Below are 18,288 nucleotides of genomic sequence, written 5' to 3' on the forward strand. Positions count from 1 at the left end.
ACCCCCAGCAACGTGGATCAGGCCGACAGTTGACGGATCACACTGAACAGGGTGCCCTCTGCCCTGCATTCACAGCACCACCCATACGCCACCCGTCTATTGCAGTGGCAGCAGATCCGACGCTTCAGGTCCGCGCGCAGCCCACTCCCAGCCTTGAGGAGGCGTCAGGGTTTGAATGGGAATCGGCTGTGGTGCCTGGCGAATGAAACCCGGCTGTTGCAGAGGTGTATACATCGAGGCCTGCTGGATCTGCGTAGGCTGATTCTGCTGGGTTAGAAAATGTGACAGGCGATTGGTCTCGGTATGCATCGGATTCAGGGTCAACGCCTGCGTCACGGCCGGATACACCTTCTCCATCTGGCCGTCCTGCAGACAGGCATAAGCCACGCGATACCAGTCATCGGCAGTCACATCCTTACGATTCTTTAGTGACTCCTCCAGCGAAGCGACCGAATCACTCCACCGACGGTCGGCTCCATAAGCAATCCCCAGCAGCCATTGCGCCTCGGCCCGTTGATCGATGGTCGCACTGTTGTTATGACAGATCGGCCGCAGGATTGGTGTTGCCCGGTTATGCTCGCCCATCTTGATTTCCAGCGACGCCAGCTTCAAACGGGAAACGATGTTGTAAGGATCGACCTGTAATACACGGTGATAAGTCTCGATCGCCGTCCCGTTCAGACCGGCCAGCTCTTCCAGTTCCCCCTTTAAAATCAGGGCCCGGATGTTGGTCGGATCGAGGTTCAGCCCCAGCTCCAGGTTCTTGAGCGCGTCGGTATACTGCTTCTTCTCATACAGCAGATAAGACAGATCGATGTAAGGCCGGGGATCGTCGGGGTCCAGCACAGTCGTCCGCTGCAACTGCTGGATGGCTTCTTCCGAATAACCGTTGGCAATCAGAAACTCGGAGAGCTGCTGTCGCACTGCCGCATTGTTCGGGTTGTTGGCCACCGCCCGCTTCAACAGTTCTGCCGCCTGTTCCTGTCGACCACTCTCGGTCGCCACGCGAACCTGTTCTACCAGCTCCTGCGATTCCGAATCCCGCATCGCCATCTTCTGTTTCCAGGAAGAGCAACCCGGGCCGGTCAGCATGAGCAGACACAACCAGCAGCACATTCCCGGGACGCACCCTCTCTGACTTAGAGACGACAACGCTCTGACCAGGGAGAACAGGTTTTCAGGAAAGCCACGCATGAAATCCATTTCACTCGTTGACCGACAGACCAGTACATCACATCCAGTTTCGCAAACAGGAATCAGCCCATAACCCCTGCCTCGACCGGTCGCCGACTGCGCAAGTTACCATTTTCCGCCAATTACGGGTAGAGGAACTCACCTCGAAACAGCACCGGCGCGCCGGAAAGGTTCCCCCTCGCTCACCGCTCCTGGACGGAGGGAACAGAAATTTCGATAAGTTTTTTTCTCACATCAACTTATCCAAATCCGTTAATGCCAGACACGCTTCAGAAGTCCTCTGAGAGCGTTATCTCCTACGAAACGTGTTTGATCACGCAACCTTGCAGTTTAGATAAAATAGTGATATTCGCGAATCATTATAAATCATCGCGCAAAAACTTAGTTGATCCGACCCGCGTAGCGATCACAATCATTGACATCGGCACGATTGGCAGGGTACAACAGGGTAACTAAAGGATTAGCTAGTCGAAACTTTCGATACAATTGGAACTTTAGAGAAACTGGCGTGATGGACTACGTCTTCTTTCGGCATGGCTTTCTGCCCCTGGTCGTGCAACAGTGTGGCTCGATTTTAAAAAGGTCGAATGGATGATGAGTCTTTCCAAAAACGTGAATCTGAAAAAAGTGTGTCTGACAGTCGGCTGTCTGCTGGCGGTCAGTCTGGTTTCCGTTCCTGAATCTTCTGCCGGGATCATTCCCTGGACCTACAACGCCATTTTTGGTCCCAGCCGCAATGGTCCGATGTACTACGGAGCCGGATATGCACCCGCTCCTTACACGACCAATTACGGTGGTTACGGCATGACGGGTTCCTGCAACAGCTGTGGCCCCAACACCGGCTACGGCTACACCAGCTACTACGGCGGCACCAGCCGTGCTGCCTCACGTCGCAGCTCCCGCGCCGCTTATCGCTGGTACCTGATCAACAACCCGCAGGCTGTCGGCGTCAGCTACCGCAACTTTAATGGTGGCGGCAACATGTATGCTTCCACGGTCGGCTACGGTCCTGCTGCAGGCTGCTGTTCCCCTTGTGGAATGGGTGGCTGCTCAACCGGTGCCTGCGGCATGGGCGGATGCAGCACAGGCAACTGTGGCGTCTCCTATCCTCCGGCCAGTGCCAGCACACCGACTCCCGAGCCCAACAACACCACCAACGGTGCCAAGGTTCCGGAACCCCGCGAAATTGAGAGCACTCCTCCCAAAACTTATGCCGAAGAGCCCATGAATCCCGGTAACCCCGGCGGCAACGTGGAAGATTCCGGCTTCGGTGAACGTCGTTACGATCGCAAAACCCCCATGGATACTCCCATGCCGGGCAATGAAGCAGAAGACCTCTTCAAAGAACCGCTGAAACGGGACGCAACCGAGTCTCCCATGCCGGGCAGCAGCAATCCTCCCGCACAGCCAAACTTCGGCACAGAACCTTCGCAGCCCGGCTTCGGTCCCGAGCCCTCTCAGCCCGGCTTCGGCCCTGAGAAGAAATCGGATGACGATCTGTTTGGTTCTCCGGACAACAAGGCCTTCAAGCCAACTCCGGATGGCAAGATGCCTGAATCAACCATCCAGCAGAAAAAGGCCGCTCCGACCACTCAGCCGGAGAAGAAAGCTCCCAAAGCGGAACAGGAAACCAACCACCTGCCTCCTCTGCGTGTGCGTCCTCTGAATCTCGATCAGAAGATCACCTGGAAGTCAGCACCACGGGCTGATCGCCTGACAATCCGTGCTCACTTCTCTGCACCAAAGATCGCCAAGCAGGATGTTCCTTCGAACTCAGGCTGGTATGCCATCGATGACACCGCCAAAGTTGCCAGCAACTAACACCGGCAATTAACGGCTGACATCAACCGACTTTTACAAAGTGCAAGTGCTTCACCGCCTTGCACTTTTTTTATGCGCCGGTCACGTTATTGTAACAGGAGAGAAACCCGCACATCATTTACGACCTTCATCCGGATTCGGAACATGCAAAACGCTGAAATCGCCCGTCAGTTTGAGGAACTCGCCGACCTCCTGGAAATTCAGGGAGCCAACCCCTTTCGCCTCCGGGCCTATCGCAACGCAGCCCGCACCATCTCCGGCCTGCCCGACTCGATCCAGGAGATCGTCCACAACGATCCCAAAGAACTGCAGGAACTCCCGGGCATCGGCAAAGACCTCGCCGAAAAAATTCAGACCATCGTGGAATCATCCACACTGCCGCAACTCGAAGAGCTCAAAGAACAGATCCCCCCGGACGTCGTCCGCATGCTGGATATCCCCGGCATCGGTCCCAAGAAAGTCGCCTTCCTCTTCTCCGAACTCAACATCCATTCGCTCGACGATCTCAAGGCGGCTGCCGAGAACGGCGTCATCGCCGAACAGAAAGGCTTCGGCAAGAAAACGGAACAGATCATCCTCGAAGGTCTCGAACAGCTGAACCAGATCGGCGACCGCGTCCGGCTCGCGGAAGCCAAAGCCCAGTCCGATGCCATCATCGCCGATCTCGGCCAGCTCGACTCCGTACAGCACATCTCTGAAGCAGGCAGCTGTCGTCGTCGCAAAGAGACCGTCGGCGATCTAGATATTCTCGTCACGTCCAGCGAACCCGACGAAGTCATGGATGCCCTCGCCGATCATGAACTGGTCAGTAAGGTCCTCGCCCGCGGCGATACCAAGCAGCGCGTGCGGCTCAATTCCGGACTGGAGCTCGACCTGCGTGTGGTCCCCGAGGAATCCTACGGCGCCGCCCTGCTCTATTTCACCGGTTCCAAAGAACACAACATCGTCCTCCGCCGCCGCTCCCAGGATCGCGGGCTCAAACTCAACGAATACGGGCTCTTCAAAAAAGACAAACTCGTCTCGGGCAAAACCGAGGAAGAGGTTTATAAATCGCTCGACCTCCCCTGGATTCCGCCCGAAATCCGCGAGAATCGCATGGAGTTCACCGCAGCCGAAAACAACGAACTGCCCGAGTTGATCGAACTCAAACAGATCCGCGGCGACCTGCACATGCACACCACCGCCACTGACGGCAAAGCCTCGATCCAGGAAATGGCCGAAGGAGCGCTCGCCAAAGGTTATCAGTACATCGCCATCACCGATCACTCCAAGCGGGTCACGATGGCCAACGGCCTTGATGCGAAGCGGCTGCGGGCCCACTGGAAAGAAATCGAAAAGGTTCAGCAGAAGGTCCCCGACATTCAGATCCTCAAAGGCATCGAATGCGACATCCTCGAAGACGGCACCATGGACCTCCCCGACGACGTGCTCAGCGAAGCCGACTGGGTCATCGCCGTGTTGCACTACGGACTCAAACAACCGCAGGACCAGATCAACAAACGCCTGCTCAACGCGATTCAAAATCCGCATGTCTCCATTCTGGGGCATCTCTCCGGTCGCCTGATCGGCAAACGACCGGGAGCCGACCTCAATTACGGCGAGATCCTCAAAGCCGCCGCTGACCACGGCGTCATGCTGGAAATCAATGCCCATCCCATGCGACTCGATATCGACGACATTCATGCCGCCCGCGCCAAAGAACTCGGAATTCCGATTGTCATCAACACCGATGCCCACAGCGTCGGCGGACTGGACGTGATGCAGTACGGCGTCTACCAGGCCCGCCGTGCCGGACTGACGAAAAAAGATGTCGCCAACACGAAAACCTGGAAACAGTTTGAGAAACTCCTCAAAAAGTCGCGTTAAACATTGATCCAAAGCTGCCGGGATACCGTTACCACGCCCAGGTCATCAGTCTGCAGAGGAAGCAATCACATGTCGAACACGCTGGAACTGTTAATCCGTTCGGGAAATCCTTTCATCTCGATCGAAACGCTGGATGAACAACGGGCCCAGGAAGTCGTCCAGAAAGTCGCCCGCGGTCTGAAGATGACGCTCTACGAATGGTCCGCCACCAGTGGTCTCTGTAAATCGGATCATGGCAAACTGAAGCCGGCGCTCGTCCCCGGCGGCAAACCGGATCAGGCACTGAGCTTCATCCACCAGAACACCGATGCCGACATCATCCTCTTCAAAGACCTCGGTGCCTACTGTCGCGACAGTGTCGTCAATCGCATGCTCCGCGACCTGATGCAAACCTGCCACGACAAAAAATCGACATTCATCCTCGTCGATGCCTTCCCGCTCCCCGATGAAATCAAACGCTTCACAGTCCGCTACGAAATCGGCTGGCCTGACGCCAACGAACTCTCCGCAGTCATCAAGCAGACCTATAACCGCATCAAGCGGGAGAGCGATTCCGAAATCACGGCCCGCCTGACCCGCCACGAAATGGAACAGCTGGTGCTCACGCTCCGCGGTCTCAGTTGCAGTGAAGTCGAACGAGTCATCAGTTCCGCCATCCTGCAGGACAACGACCTCAACGCCAACGACCTGCCGCATATCATCGAAGCCAAACGCACGCTCCTCGGCTCCACAGGCTGCCTGGAAGCAATCGCCGTCGATGTCAAACCGGAAGAAGTCGGCGGTCTCAGTAAACTCAAGGACTGGCTTAAACTGCGTCGCGGCGGCTTCACCCGCCAGGCACAGGAGTTCGGCATCGAACCTCCCCGCGGCGTGCTCATGCTCGGCGTCCCCGGTTCCGGCAAGAGCCTCTGTGCCAAAATGGTCGCCTCCGACTGGAACATGCCCCTGCTCCGACTCGATCCGGGCATGCTCTATCAGAAATTCATCGGCGAAAGTGAAAGCCAGCTCCGGCAGGCACTCTCGCAGGCCGAATCCATGGCCCCCGTGATTCTCTGGATCGATGAAATTGAAAAAGCATTCGCTTCCGCATCTGCATCCTCATCCGACGGCGGCCTGTCTAAACGCATGTTCGGCACCCTGCTCGCCTGGATGCAGGACCATCGCCATCCGATTTTCATCATCGCCACTGCAAATGACATCTCGGCGCTGCCCCCCGAACTGATGCGGAAGGGACGCTTCGATGAAGTCTTCTTCGTCGATCTCCCCAACGCGGCCTCCCGGGAGCAGATCCTCAAGATCCACATTCAACGCCGCAAGCGCGACTCGGACCAGTACGACCTCCGCTCCCTGGCCGCGATGGCCGACGACTTCACCGGCTCGGAACTGGAACAGGCAGTGATGTCAGGACTCTTCGCCGCGTTCTCCGAAAACGCGGAACTGGAAGACCGCCACATCGCCTCTGAAATCCAGAAAACCCGCCCCCTGGCCGTCGTCATGCGCGAACGCATCGCCGAACTCCGCCACTGGGCCAACAACCGCTGCGTCCCCGCAGACTGAGCCCGCTCGAAGCAGAACAGATCATCCCTCACCAGATCCGTAGGGTGCGGCCCCATGTGGCCGCCCGCCTGGCGATAGACGAATATTGATCATATTTCCGACGGACCCAGATCAAAAAGGGTAGCCCCGGATGTAATCCGGGGTGAGCGCAGCGAACAAGAGGTCCCAGCTCACGCGTACAACACATAAAATAAGTCGAATATAGATCCGGCACTATAAAACAAAACAGTAAGGCACCAGCCTTCGGTTCAATCCTCCCTCAAGCATTCCCCTCCACAAAGTTGTCACAACCACTCAACCATGTTGATTTTTAGCAACATCGTGTCACAACATCGCTGCAGATTTCAAAAAAACAGTCTCGGCCGCCATTTCTTGCGATGCCGAGTTGAAAATCAGCGGGAAATGCGGGACAATTAACAACGTCGTAAGCTCAAGCTCCTTAATTCAATCTGAGGAATTTTATGATTTCACCCACCACCTACCGCAGAGTGTTATATTCCGTCCTGGGAATTTGTCTGGCGATCTATGCCTGCACAGCCGATGCAGCCGAGACTTCCGAAAAAACCAACGAAGTCAAAGTCAACGACATCACTCTCAAAGTGCCCGCCGACTGGAAAAATGCACCACCATCCAACCGACTCCGTCTGGCTCAGTTCGAAATCCCCGCCGTCAAAGGGGACAAAGAACCGGCTGAGCTGGTGATCTCATCCTTCGGTGGAACCGGCGGTGGCATCGCAGCCAACGTCTCCCGCTGGATTGGTCAGTTCAACAGCGATGGTCGCAAAGCGAAAGTCACTCAGGGTGAATCAGAACAAGGCAAGTATGTCTTCGTTGACATCTCGGGAACCTACAACAAATCCATCGGTCCGCCAATTCTGCGTAAAACCGAAGCTGTTCCCAATTCCCGCATGCTGGGTGTCATCCTGGCCGTTGAAGGGAAAGCGTACTACTTTCTCAAACTGACTGGTCCCGACAAAACCGTCGCGGAAGCTGCAGACGCACTCCGTACCTCATTCGGTGCCAGCGCCAAAGATGAAAAGCCATTCGAACAATAACGAATGGCTGATTTTTTTATTTCACCCGCGACTTAATTCGGGTTCTTAACAAACCCTCTGCCCCATTGAATTATCTGAAAACATGAAGCTCAGCCAGCGCATCCCTTCACTCTGGATCAGGGGCATTCTGCCCCTGTTGGCATTTCTATCCCTCATCTTTTTCTGCACGCTCAGTCAGACTCGACTGGTTGCAGAAGAAATTGATCCCGAAGAAGACGACTACCCGCCCGGGTTGCTGGCCACCTACAAAGCCGGCGGAAAAGAGATTCAACGGATCGATGCGGATATCGCCTTCGACTGGGGCAAACAGGCACCGCTGCCACAACTGCCAGATGGAAACTTCACCGCTGACTGGACCAGTCTGATTCTGGTCAAGCAGCCCGGCGAGTATCAGCTCTCCGCGTACCTCGTCGGTGAAGTCAAAGTCGAAATTGATGGAAAGACCGTCCTGGAAGGCAAACGCGAAACACCCGGCTGGATTGTCGGTCCCAAATACGAGCAGAACTTCGGCGAATTCGAACTGCAGGTCTCCTATAAAAAAACGGCTCCCGAGGCCCGCCTGCAACTGTTCTGGTCTTCGAACCTGTTTGGCCTCGAACCGATTCAGTCCAACATTCTCTACCGGGAAGCAGGCAGCCCCGAGGTCGCACAGATCTGGCGGGGGCGCACGCACTTCGACGCGCATCGCTGCAACCGCTGTCACCAGCGCTCAGGTCAGGCCACCAGCCCCGCTGCCCCCGATCTGACGCACGTCACCACCGCCCTCAATCCCGAATGGCTCGTCCGCAAAATTCAAAACGACGATGCCATCGCTGCCCATGCCAAAATGCCTTTCTTCGGCTTCAACCAGCAGGAAGCCGAATCCATCGCCGCCTATCTTTATGCGAATGCGAAAAACGCGTCGCTGAAAAAGATTCCGGCTCCGAAGAAAGATAAAAAAACAAAGAAAGCGCCCCCCCGCGATGAAGAACAACGGGCCGGCGAAATCCTCATGCACTCGGTCGGCTGTCTGGCCTGCCACACCATCGACGGCAAAGGCAATCAGCAGCCCTTCAGTGGCGGCGACCTGAGCAGCATCGGCGATAAACGAAACGAAACCTGGCTCTTCAACTGGCTCTCCGATCCCGCGAAACTCAACAAAGATCATCGCATGCCGGTCGTCAAACTCAGCACCGACGAACGCCGACAGCTCGCTTATGCCCTCGCGGCCCTCAAACAGGCCAAGCTGCCCACGGGCAAAAAACCGACCAGCGATAAACAGACCATCACCGCCGGTCAGAAACTGATCGCCCAGGCCCGCTGCGCCGCCTGTCACACGATCCCCGGTATCGAAAAACCGAATCTGCAGATTTCCGATCTTACAAAACCGGTCACCAGCTGGGACAACAGCTGCCTGGCCGAAACACCCGATCTCAAACAGGGACGCCCCGCTTACCGCACCATCGATCGTGACGCCGTCAAAGCGTATCTCGCCGCCAGCTATCACGCCCCCTCACCGGAAAATGAATTCGATCGCGGTCGCTACGTTCTCGAACAGCGGAACTGCATCTACTGTCACGAACGGGACCGGCATGAAGGCATTACCCAGATCGCTGGTGAGATGGCCAAGTTCGATCCTGCCCTGGCCGGACAGAGCGAAGCCATGATTCCCCCCGCTCTGACTGCAGTCGGCGATAAACTCAAACACGAAGCCCTGACCGAAGCGGTCAGCGGTCAACAGAAGACACTCCGCATGCCCTGGCTCCGCGTCCGCATGCCCCGTTTCGAACATACCGAGGCCGACAAACAGGCCCTGCTCGGCTACCTGGTCTCGCACGACCGTGTTCCCGATGATGGCCCCCGTCAGCCCGGTTTCATGGTTGAATCTTTAGACAAGGACCGTGCACAACTGCTGATCGCCGGTCAGACCATCACCGGCGCCAAAGGCTTCAGCTGTATCTCCTGTCACGAACTGGGCGACTACAAACCCCGCAACGTGGCCTTGGGCACCCGAGGTTCGAACCTGCTCATGCTGGGCAAACGCATGCGGAAAGAATACTTCCTCCGCTGGGTTCACAACCCGCTGCGTATCGTCCCCGGCATGGAAATGCCTGCCCTCAAGAAGAGCGTCCCCAAAGTCCTGGGAGGCGACATCAACCGTCAGCTGGATGCCATCTGGCTCGGCCTGAATGATCCCGAATTCAAAGTCCCCACGAACCCCTCCGTCGTGGAACAGTTCTTTACCGTCGCTGCCGGCGAACCCGCGCGGATCGTCCGCGACGTCTTCACCAATCCCAAAGAGACCGGCGGCGGATACGTGCCCCGGGCCTTTGCCGTCGGCTTTGACAACGGCCATAACCTGCTCTTCGACCTCGATCAGTTCTCGCTCGTCCAATGGACGCTCGGCGATCTGGCCCGCCAGCGCACCGAAGGCAAAAGCTGGTACTGGGACATGGCAGGCACACCGATTGTCACCGGCTACAACCGCGGCTTCGAATTCGTCCTCGCCAAAGCCGGCAAGGAACCGCTGCAGGTCGTCTACCCGCATCTCGAAAACGGCAGTGCCGGCACCCTTCGCAGCTATGACTCGCAGGGTAACCGGATCACGCTCAACTACGAACTCAATTTCAAAATCGGTGACCAGATCCAGACGGTCGCCATCACCGAAACCTTCGAGCCACTCCGCGGTCAGGACAAGGGATCCGGCTGGCAACGGGACATTAAAGCTGCAAACCTGCCCTCCGGTTACGACCTTTACATCGGTCGTCCCCGTTTCTCGAAAAGTATCGGCAGCCCGACCATCAGCGATCTCACTCGCCCCGATGAGAAGTGGCTGCACATCTCCGATAATAATTCGCACGAATATATCAAAGCGACCGGCGGGAAACAGGACCGCGTCGCGCTGACACTCAACTACCTCTGCGAACTCAAAGTCGATGGCCTCGACGTCAAAATCAAACCCGAGCCGAACCAGACGCTGGAAAAAGTCACCAGCGCTCCCGGCTTCGACGGCGTGCGGCTCCCCCTCGATCGGGGCATCATGCCAACTGCGATGGCCTGGCGCAACGATGGCACACTGATCTTCACCTCCCTCAAAGGGGACGTCTATCTCGCGAAAGACACCAATGGCGACGGCGTGGAAGATGAAATGATCCTCTTCGAAGAAGGTCTCTCCGCTCCGTTCGGCATCGTCGCGGATGGCAGCGACATTATCGTTTCACACAAACCCGAAGTCCTCCGTCTTTCGGACACCGATGGAGACGGCCGCGCCGACAAACGAACCATCGTCGCCTCCGGCTGGGGCTTCAACGACAACTACCACGACTGGGCCTCCGGCTGTATTCGCGACAGCAAAGGCAATCTCTACATCGGCCTGGGCAGCGATTACGCCCAGATGAAACGCCCCGACGATCAGATTCACTGGCGGGGTAAGATCCTCAAGATCACCTATAACGGCAACATCGAAGTCCTGGGGCACGCCTTCCGCTACCCCACCGGCCTCGCCATCAACTCCAAAGATGAAATCTTCATCTCCGACCAGCAGGGCGTACAGAATACGTTTAACGAGATCAACTTCCTGATCCCCGGCAAAGCGTACGGCGTTCCCAGTCAGTCTGACCTGCGGAACAAGGAAAACCTCGAAGAAACCCGCGCCGCGATCCAGGTTCCCCACCCCTGGACCCGCAGTGTGAATGGCCTGACCTGTATTCCGAAACAGTTCCCCTACGCCAGCCTGTTCGATCAGGGACTGGGCTGCGAATACAACAACCGCTTCCTGATCCGCTTCACGCAACAGAAAGTCGGCGACTCCGTTCAGGGAGCCACCTACTACTTCACCCGCGCCGATGTCCCCCCCGATGAGTTCAACTTCACCGGACCGATGTCAGTCGCCGTCAGTCCCCAAGGGGATATCTACGTCGGTTCGATTCACGACAGCGGCTGGCTGGGCGGACGCAACACCGGTTCGATCGTCAAGTTGACGCCGAACGGGAAACTGCCGAACGGCATTAAAGAACTCCGTGCGACTCCCGACGGCTTTGAACTCGAATTCTTCTCCCCCGTTGATGCGAAAAAAGCCGCCGATAAAGAGGCCTACACCATCGCCGGCTACACCCGCGTCTGGAGCGGCAGCTACGCCAGCCCCGACAGCGGCCGGTACAAAGTGGAAGTCGAAGGAGTCACCCTCTCCGACGACCACAAAACGGTCCGCCTCAAGGTCAACGAACTCAAGGAAAAATTCGTCTACGAAGTCAACTGCCAGCAGATCGGCACCGGCAACGAAAAACTCTTCCCGGTCACCGGACACTACTCAATGAACCGGATTCCCGAGTAATCGGGAACAGATCAGGAACGTTAATCTCCCAGACGTTCGGCCCCTGGATCGTGGCGTCATATCGCACCAGAAATTCCTGCGCCTCAAATGCGTGAATCTCTTGAGAGGCATCGTGACTCATCTTTTTCAGCAAGCTCAGGAATTTGGGTTCCACACGGAATGTCTCAAACGGGGAAATAAACATTCCTTGGCCCGGAGAAAGAGAGGCTTTTAAGTCAATCGAATTCCGATTATGGACAATCACTCCAAAAGCTTTGATCGAATTCAGTTTTGATAGTCTTGTCAGTTCATCCTTCCTGAGCAGAAAGCAGTGAGGAGCAAAATACTCTCCCTGCAGCGTTTCGACAGTCGGCTGCCATACCAGTGTTTCAAAATCAATATCTGTAAAAGAGCCATCTTCTGCCACAGGACAGGGCGTGGCACGCTGATTCTGTACATCGACCAGGTACACGCCTCTTGCTGCTTCCTGCGTCATAATATGCCGATACGACCAGTGACAGTTCTGAATTCTACGATGTGAACCCAGGTAATAGCTAAAAGACTTATCAGGTAAAGAACCTCTCACCGTACGGAAATCACACAGTAGAAACTCTGCCTCACCAGTTGGTTTCTCCGGCCAGTTAACCTGAAACTGAACGGGAACCTTTCCGGGAACTTCGTCCGGACAGTAAATCGTCTGCTCGAACTTTCGCCCGGGAATCGTCGTCAGGATGCCTGTTGTATATTCTTCCCTCCACGGCGCGCGTAAGGTCATATTGTATTTTCCCCAGGGAAGCTTCCCGAATTCGAGTCGCCCATCAGGACCACTCTTTGCCGTCACCCTGAAGCTTACTCTGACTCCACTATCATCGAGTTTAGCCAAATCACCCGAAAAGCCGACCGCCGGCTTTCCGCCTTCTTCTTTCTGAATCAGCTGAAAGGTAATCGGGTTCATCTCCTGGGAACTGGATTCAGACTGGGCTGCCTGCTCGGCTTTCAACTGTTCCAGTTGCGTCAGTATCTGCTGAGTTCCTGCGTCCCGAGGCTGCTCCTCTATCGCTGCCAGCCGTTCCAGCAGTTTCAGATTCACCTGTTCGCTCTGTTTCATCATCGACCAGGCAATCCCCACCACAACAATACAGCAGACCGCCATCACAGCGGAAATACCCACAAGAATACGTTGAGACATCATCTTCTCCTTCATCGCTTCCAGCCAGAGCTGGCGAGCCACTTTGATGGGATCCCCAAATCGTTCCAGCACGCGTTTCCGCGCGAGTCCTTCGTCCGGATTTTTCAACAACTCCCGATTCAGGGCACACGCAAAATGGTCACTGAGCTCGTCGATAATATTCTGCCGCAGCGACGACGGTTCGTCGTCCCGTCGCGGTGGAAAGTCTTCTGTACTGATCTCAGGCCAGTTCATATGTTTTGAATCTACCTCAGCAAATAATCTCAGAGCGATCCCTATAAGTTATGTTCCACCTTTTCAAGGTAAGAACTGGTAATCTCTGCTGGTGGAAGTTTGATTTCCCAGACATTCATGTGACCTGTGTCAGCGGAGAACATGGATTGCTCAGGGAACTGAATTCCATGGATCTGATCTGCCCGATGACTGTTTAATGGTCCGTTTAACCGATTCTGCAGGCGCGACCCCAGTTTCAGTTTCTCTGACACATTCACAAAGGCACTATAGCCAGTCCCGATTCGCACCCTGTTTTCAATTCGCATTGAAGGATTGCTGAAGGGAGCCAGGGTCAGCATGTCAAAAGAAGTGTGGGTTCCCAGCTCATTAAGATGAGTCAAAAGTGATTTCTGCAGGAGGTAGCAGACAGGCAGATGATACTCACCCTGTCTCAAACGAGTATCTGTCTGAAAGTCTAACTTGTCAAAAGTAGTATCCTGATAAGTCCCCCTGGTCCCTAAAGGGCAGACTGTGACCCGGTTCTCACTATTGATAAGATAAACTCCGTGAGGAGGGTCCTTGGGATCTTGTTCATACATCCAGACATGCCCCTGAATACTGCGTCTCCCTTTCAGAACATAGGGAACGGGTTCCCGCCCCTTTTGTGGATATCGAAAATCACAAAGCACCACCCACTCTTCAGGATCCAGACCTTCGGGCCAGCGGACTTGAAATTTCACCGGGACTTTTTCAGGCGGACCGTCAGGACAGACGATCGTCTGGGAAAAATCGCGTCCCGGGATTGTCACAAAGCTTTTGAGAATCGCAGTCTCATCCCAGGGAGCATGCAACTTCAGATAGTACTTTCCCCATGGCAGCCGACCAAAATCGAGTTTCCCAGTTTCATCAACCACGACATCCAGGGAAAACGATTCTGCTTTGCCGTCCTCATTCGTCAAAGTGCCGGTAAAACCTTTCGCCGGTTTCTGCGGATTCCCCTCCTGCACCAGTTGAAAAGCGATTTGAATCATCTCCTCAGCGTCGGAAGCAGTCGGTGAGGCCTGCTGATCCAGCCGCTCCAGCAGTAACAGATTTACCCGTTCATTCTGTTGCACCATCGACCAGACCAGCCCCACTGCGATGAAGCCACACACAGCCATCACCACAGAAACGCCGGTCAGAATACGTTGTGACATAATCTTCTCCTTCATCTCGTCCAGCCAGAGTTGGCGGGCCACTTTGATGGGATCGCCAAATTGAATTAACACACGCTGTCTGGCGATCTTTTCGTCCGGATTTTTCAGCAACTCCCGATTCAAAGCACATACGAAATGGTCACTGAGCTCGTCGATAATATCCTGCCGCAATGACGACGGTTCGTCATCCCGTCGCGGCGGAAAGTCTTCTGTACGGATCTCAGGCCAGGCCACGTGGTTCTCCTGAAACGAGGGAGCAAATTAGGAATCACCTGTTTCGGACGCCCAATAGACTCTTGTTTTTTGTTTCCAGTTTCTAATCTGCCTGGGCAACCTTCTTATCGTAAAAATTGAGATTCCAGACATTGTTTTTTCCAAGGCTTGCAGCAAAATGCTGTACTGGAAATCGCAGCACTTCACCGGTACTGACTTCAACTGGCTTCTTATCCAGAATGTTCAAAGGAGACACAAAGACCGTCTGTTCGACACCATACATGGTCTCACCTATAATATATCTGGATAGACCGGGAATTAAATCGGACATATCCACAGCAACTGGGTCGAAATAATTCTCATTCAAGACTGACAGCTGACTCAAATCATCCCTGTGAATTCGATATAAGACTGGCAAACCATACCGGCCCTGAGGCATGGCCACAGTTTGCTGATTCAACTGAATATCCGAATTCAAATTTTGATACTTACCCTCAGGCGTCAACGGGACTTTGAAAAACTTCCCTGTTTTTCCAATCAGATAGACGCCCTGATTCACAGGTTGCTGATAGATCCAGTTTTCGTTCTCGATTCGACGCTCGCTCGCATAAAAATGCTTGATCACATCTTTTCCCTGATCAATTTGACGTACTCGAAAATCTGCCAGAAAAAACCATTCATCAGAATTATATTCTTCTGATTGGTAAACCTGAAAACTGACAGAAACGGGCTCCGGTTTTTGCGCGGGACAGATAATCGTCTTTGAAAACGAACGTCCCGGAACTGTCTTGAGATCTAACTTTTGATACATTTCCCCCCAGGGGGCTTTAAGTTCGAATGCATAACTACCAGCCGGTAGCCGCCCGAAATCCATCTTGCCTTTCGCATCACTGATAGCATCAACCGTAAAGTCATCCAAATTCTTACTCAGTCGAATCAATCTTCCAGAAAATCCAGTAGCAGGCTGGCTGTTCTGATCTGTCACTAATTGAAAACTGACTGGATTCAATCCTTCCTGCGTTGCACCACCTCCCGATAACTGTAACTGGTTTAATCGCTTTAGTTCTAGCAGAAGCTGTTGATCTATCTTGGACTCAACAGGTGGAACAGGACGCTCCGCAATCGTAGCAATCTGCTCCAGTATTTTCTGATTAACTACCCTGCTTTCCTGCACCAGAATCCAGGAAAATCCCATCACCGCAATACAGCACGCCGCCATCACCGCAGAAATTCCAGTCATAATACGTTGTGACATGATCTTCTCCTTCATCTCGTCCAGCCAGAGCTGGCAGGCCACTTTGATCGGATCCCCAAACTGTTCCAGTACACGTTTCCGCGCGACCTGCTCGTCCGGATTTTTGAGCAACTCCCGATTCAAGGCACATACAAAATGGTCACTGAGTTCATCGATAATATCCTGTCGCAATGATGACGGTTCGTCATCGCGTCGCGGCGGAAAGTCATCAACACTGATCTCAGGCCAGGTCACATTTACTCCTGATTTTTATACAAGAACAGTTCGTTTCTATAGCGTTAGAAGAGACCCTGCCCGCCGCTTGGAGCCCCTTGGGGAACTTCAAAGTATCCCCCCAAATCTTTACTTTCCACCGGTTTCACCCCTTCTGGGATCTCCAATTGATTTAGCTGGGGGATTTTAATTTCCCACACATTTTCCAGCTCTTTCTTTGCCGGGAATAGGAGTTGTTTCGCCAGCTGAATTCCACTGGCAAACTTTATTTCCTGGTCAACTCCCATAATCTGATTCAGATAAGAGGCGTCCTGGAAAGCTAAAATCATCGTAGTCGGTGGTTCTATTCCACTCATTCCAAAACCACCATCCTGCAGTCCGACTCGAGACGGATTAAACAATAGCAAAGCGTTCCGACTATGGTTTAGAACCGGATAAGAATAGGTTGGTTTGCTGTCTAAATAAAAAATCTTGGGTAGATCCTGTTTTCTTAACAGGTACATGACCGGCAGGAGATATTCATCTGCCTCGATCATGCTGACTGTTGTCTGTTTTTCCAGCTCATTCAAGGAAACACTTTTAAATCTTCGATTCTGATCTAACGGACAGTTGTAGACCCGATTGTGTTGATCAATCAGGCAAACTTGAGCGTAGTCCCATGTTCCCTCTAATGGGTTCGGATATGATCTTGTCCATCCATCATTTTCGTACCGTCTGGTCATGCCGGAGACTCCACCCGAGTACGATTTGGCACGAAAATCACACAATAACAACCAGTCATCAGACTTGAGTTGTTCAGGCCACTCCACCTCAAACCGAACGGACACATCTACGGGAGCCGAGACCGGACAGACGATCGTCCGTGAATAGTTTCGTCCTGGAATTAATGTAAACTCTGAATAAGAGTATTCATCCCAATGAGTTTTGACTCTCAACGTATAACCGCCCCAGGGAAGCTTTCCAAAATTCAGTCTCCCGTCATCCCCACTCACCTCTTCTAATGTAAAGGAATCGGTGTTATTGCCAATCTTAGTCAATTTGCCAGTAAGTCCGACCGCTGGTTTTCCCCCTACCTTCCCTTCAACCAGTCGAAACGAAATTTGATTCATTTCATCAGTTGCTTTGATCGGAGGAGCAGCTGGAACCGGTCGATCTGCAATCGCAGTGAGCTGTTCCAGCATCCGGGCATTGACGGTCTGACTCTCTTTGATCAACAGCCAGGAAAAGACGACCACTGCAATACAGCACGCCGCCATCACAGCAGAAATTCCAGTCATAATACGTTGCGACATGATCTTCTCCTTCATCGCTTCCAGCCAGAGCTGGCGGGCAATTTTGATTGGATCGCCAAACTGATTTAATACACGCTGTCTGGCGATCTTCTCATTCGGATTTTTCAACAGCTCCCGATTCAGAGCACACGCAAAATGGTCGCTGAGTTCGTCGATAATATCCTGCCGGAGCGACGACGGTTCATCATCGCGGCGCGGCGGAAAGTCTTCGATACTAAGCTCAGGCCAGGCCACTTTCTGCTCCCAGAATCCGGTCTACGGCGGATGAGAACTGTTTCCACTCCTGACGCTTCTCGTTCAGAACCTTCTGCCCCTGCGTCGTCAGCTCGTAATACTTGCGCCGACGACCATCGACTTCACGCCAGAATGATTTCAGCAGCTTCTTTCGCTGCAACTTGTGTAACGCTGGATACAGACTCCCCTCTTTCAGCTCAAACTCCTGAGCCGATCGATTCGTCACCTGTTGCGTAATTTCGTAACCATACGTGGGCCCCTCGGAAACCAGTTCCAGAATGAGCATCTCCAGCGTGCCTGCAAATAACTGAGGATTCATCTTTCTTTCTCCCATACCTAGGATGACTACATATCCAATATATAGCCGCTCTAGGTATATACTGTCAAGCAGTTTTTTTAAAAGAAATCACGAGGGGGTGAGCCCGAATGCAATTCTGGCCGAGCGCAGCGCGCAGGAGGTCCCAGCTTACGGGATCAATTTACAACAGAGAAACCCATTCGTTCGAATAAGTGGGCTTGAGGCGCACGCACACTTCACATCGTCTGCACCGCGACCTCCTGTTGCCTGCGGCAATACCGGATTACATCCGGTACCACCCAGATTATTCAGAGGCCATTGAAAGCGGACACCAATAGAACCTCACCAGGCGGGCGGACACATGGGTCCGCACCCTACGCCAGTTGAAGCAAGCACAGACA

11 protein-coding genes are annotated in these 18,288 nt (G+C 53.9%); 5 read left to right on the forward strand and 6 right to left on the reverse strand.

Translation table 11 applies throughout. The features are described from left to right. Positions 1-96: 96 nt before the first annotated feature. A complete protein-coding gene (locus FYZ48_RS08465; RefSeq protein ID WP_187781930.1) occupies positions 97-1,116 on the reverse strand; it encodes a tetratricopeptide repeat protein in 1,020 nt (339 codons plus the stop codon). 669 nt (positions 1,117-1,785) lie between these two features. On the opposite strand from FYZ48_RS08465, the gene FYZ48_RS08470 reads away from it, so the two are divergent. From FYZ48_RS08470 to FYZ48_RS08490, 5 genes are all read left to right on the forward strand, one after another. Then, positions 1,786-3,015 carry a hypothetical protein gene (locus FYZ48_RS08470; protein WP_149339327.1) on the forward strand — a complete coding sequence of 410 codons (1,230 nt, stop codon included), beginning with the start codon at positions 1,786-1,788 and terminating at the stop codon, positions 3,013-3,015. Between the two features lie 144 nt (positions 3,016-3,159). Next, on the forward strand, positions 3,160-4,881 hold the full coding sequence (gene polX, locus FYZ48_RS08475; RefSeq protein ID WP_149339329.1) for a DNA polymerase/3'-5' exonuclease PolX: 1,722 nt from the start codon (positions 3,160-3,162) through the stop codon (positions 4,879-4,881). 69 nt (positions 4,882-4,950) lie between these two features. After that, on the forward strand, positions 4,951-6,438 hold the full coding sequence (locus tag FYZ48_RS08480) for an AAA family ATPase (RefSeq protein ID WP_149339331.1): 1,488 nt from the start codon (positions 4,951-4,953) through the stop codon (positions 6,436-6,438). 461 nt (positions 6,439-6,899) lie between these two features. Continuing rightward, complete coding sequence (locus FYZ48_RS08485; protein WP_145042567.1) at positions 6,900-7,493, forward strand: hypothetical protein; 594 nt, start codon at positions 6,900-6,902, stop codon at positions 7,491-7,493. A gap of 82 nt (positions 7,494-7,575) precedes the next feature. Continuing rightward, the gene (locus FYZ48_RS08490) at positions 7,576-11,805 is read left to right on the forward strand and encodes a DUF7133 domain-containing protein (RefSeq protein WP_149339333.1); all 4,230 of its coding nucleotides are present in this window, start codon (positions 7,576-7,578) and stop codon (positions 11,803-11,805) included. Here the strand turns inward: FYZ48_RS08490 and FYZ48_RS08495 are convergent. The 5 genes from FYZ48_RS08495 to FYZ48_RS08515 all read right to left on the reverse strand — a co-directional run bounded on the left by FYZ48_RS08495 (position 11,768) and on the right by FYZ48_RS08515 (position 17,908). Further along, positions 11,768-13,207: a hypothetical protein gene (locus tag FYZ48_RS08495; protein ID WP_149339336.1), complete on the reverse strand. Its 1,440-nt coding sequence runs from the start codon at positions 13,205-13,207 to the stop codon at positions 11,768-11,770. The genes FYZ48_RS08490 and FYZ48_RS08495 overlap by 38 nt on opposite strands. 41 nt (positions 13,208-13,248) lie before the next feature. Further along, positions 13,249-14,616 (reverse strand): prealbumin-like fold domain-containing protein, encoded by a 1,368-nt coding sequence (locus FYZ48_RS08500; protein WP_149339338.1) that lies wholly within the window; start codon positions 14,614-14,616, stop codon positions 13,249-13,251. A gap of 82 nt (positions 14,617-14,698) precedes the next feature. Next, positions 14,699-16,084, reverse strand: coding sequence for a hypothetical protein (locus tag FYZ48_RS08505; RefSeq protein WP_149339340.1), 1,386 nt, complete (start codon positions 16,082-16,084; stop codon positions 14,699-14,701). 44 nt (positions 16,085-16,128) lie between these two features. Next, entirely contained in the window at positions 16,129-17,589 is a 1,461-nt protein-coding gene (locus FYZ48_RS08510; RefSeq protein ID WP_149339342.1) for a hypothetical protein, read from the reverse strand. Then, positions 17,576-17,908: a PadR family transcriptional regulator gene (locus tag FYZ48_RS08515; protein ID WP_145042579.1), complete on the reverse strand. Its 333-nt coding sequence runs from the start codon at positions 17,906-17,908 to the stop codon at positions 17,576-17,578. Before FYZ48_RS08515 ends, FYZ48_RS08510 begins: the two co-directional genes overlap by 14 nt. Between the last annotated feature and the right edge of the window lie 380 nt (positions 17,909-18,288).

It is taken from the genome of Gimesia chilikensis (genome assembly GCF_008329715.1).
GTDB classification, from domain to species: Bacteria; Planctomycetota; Planctomycetia; order Planctomycetales; family Planctomycetaceae; genus Gimesia; species Gimesia chilikensis.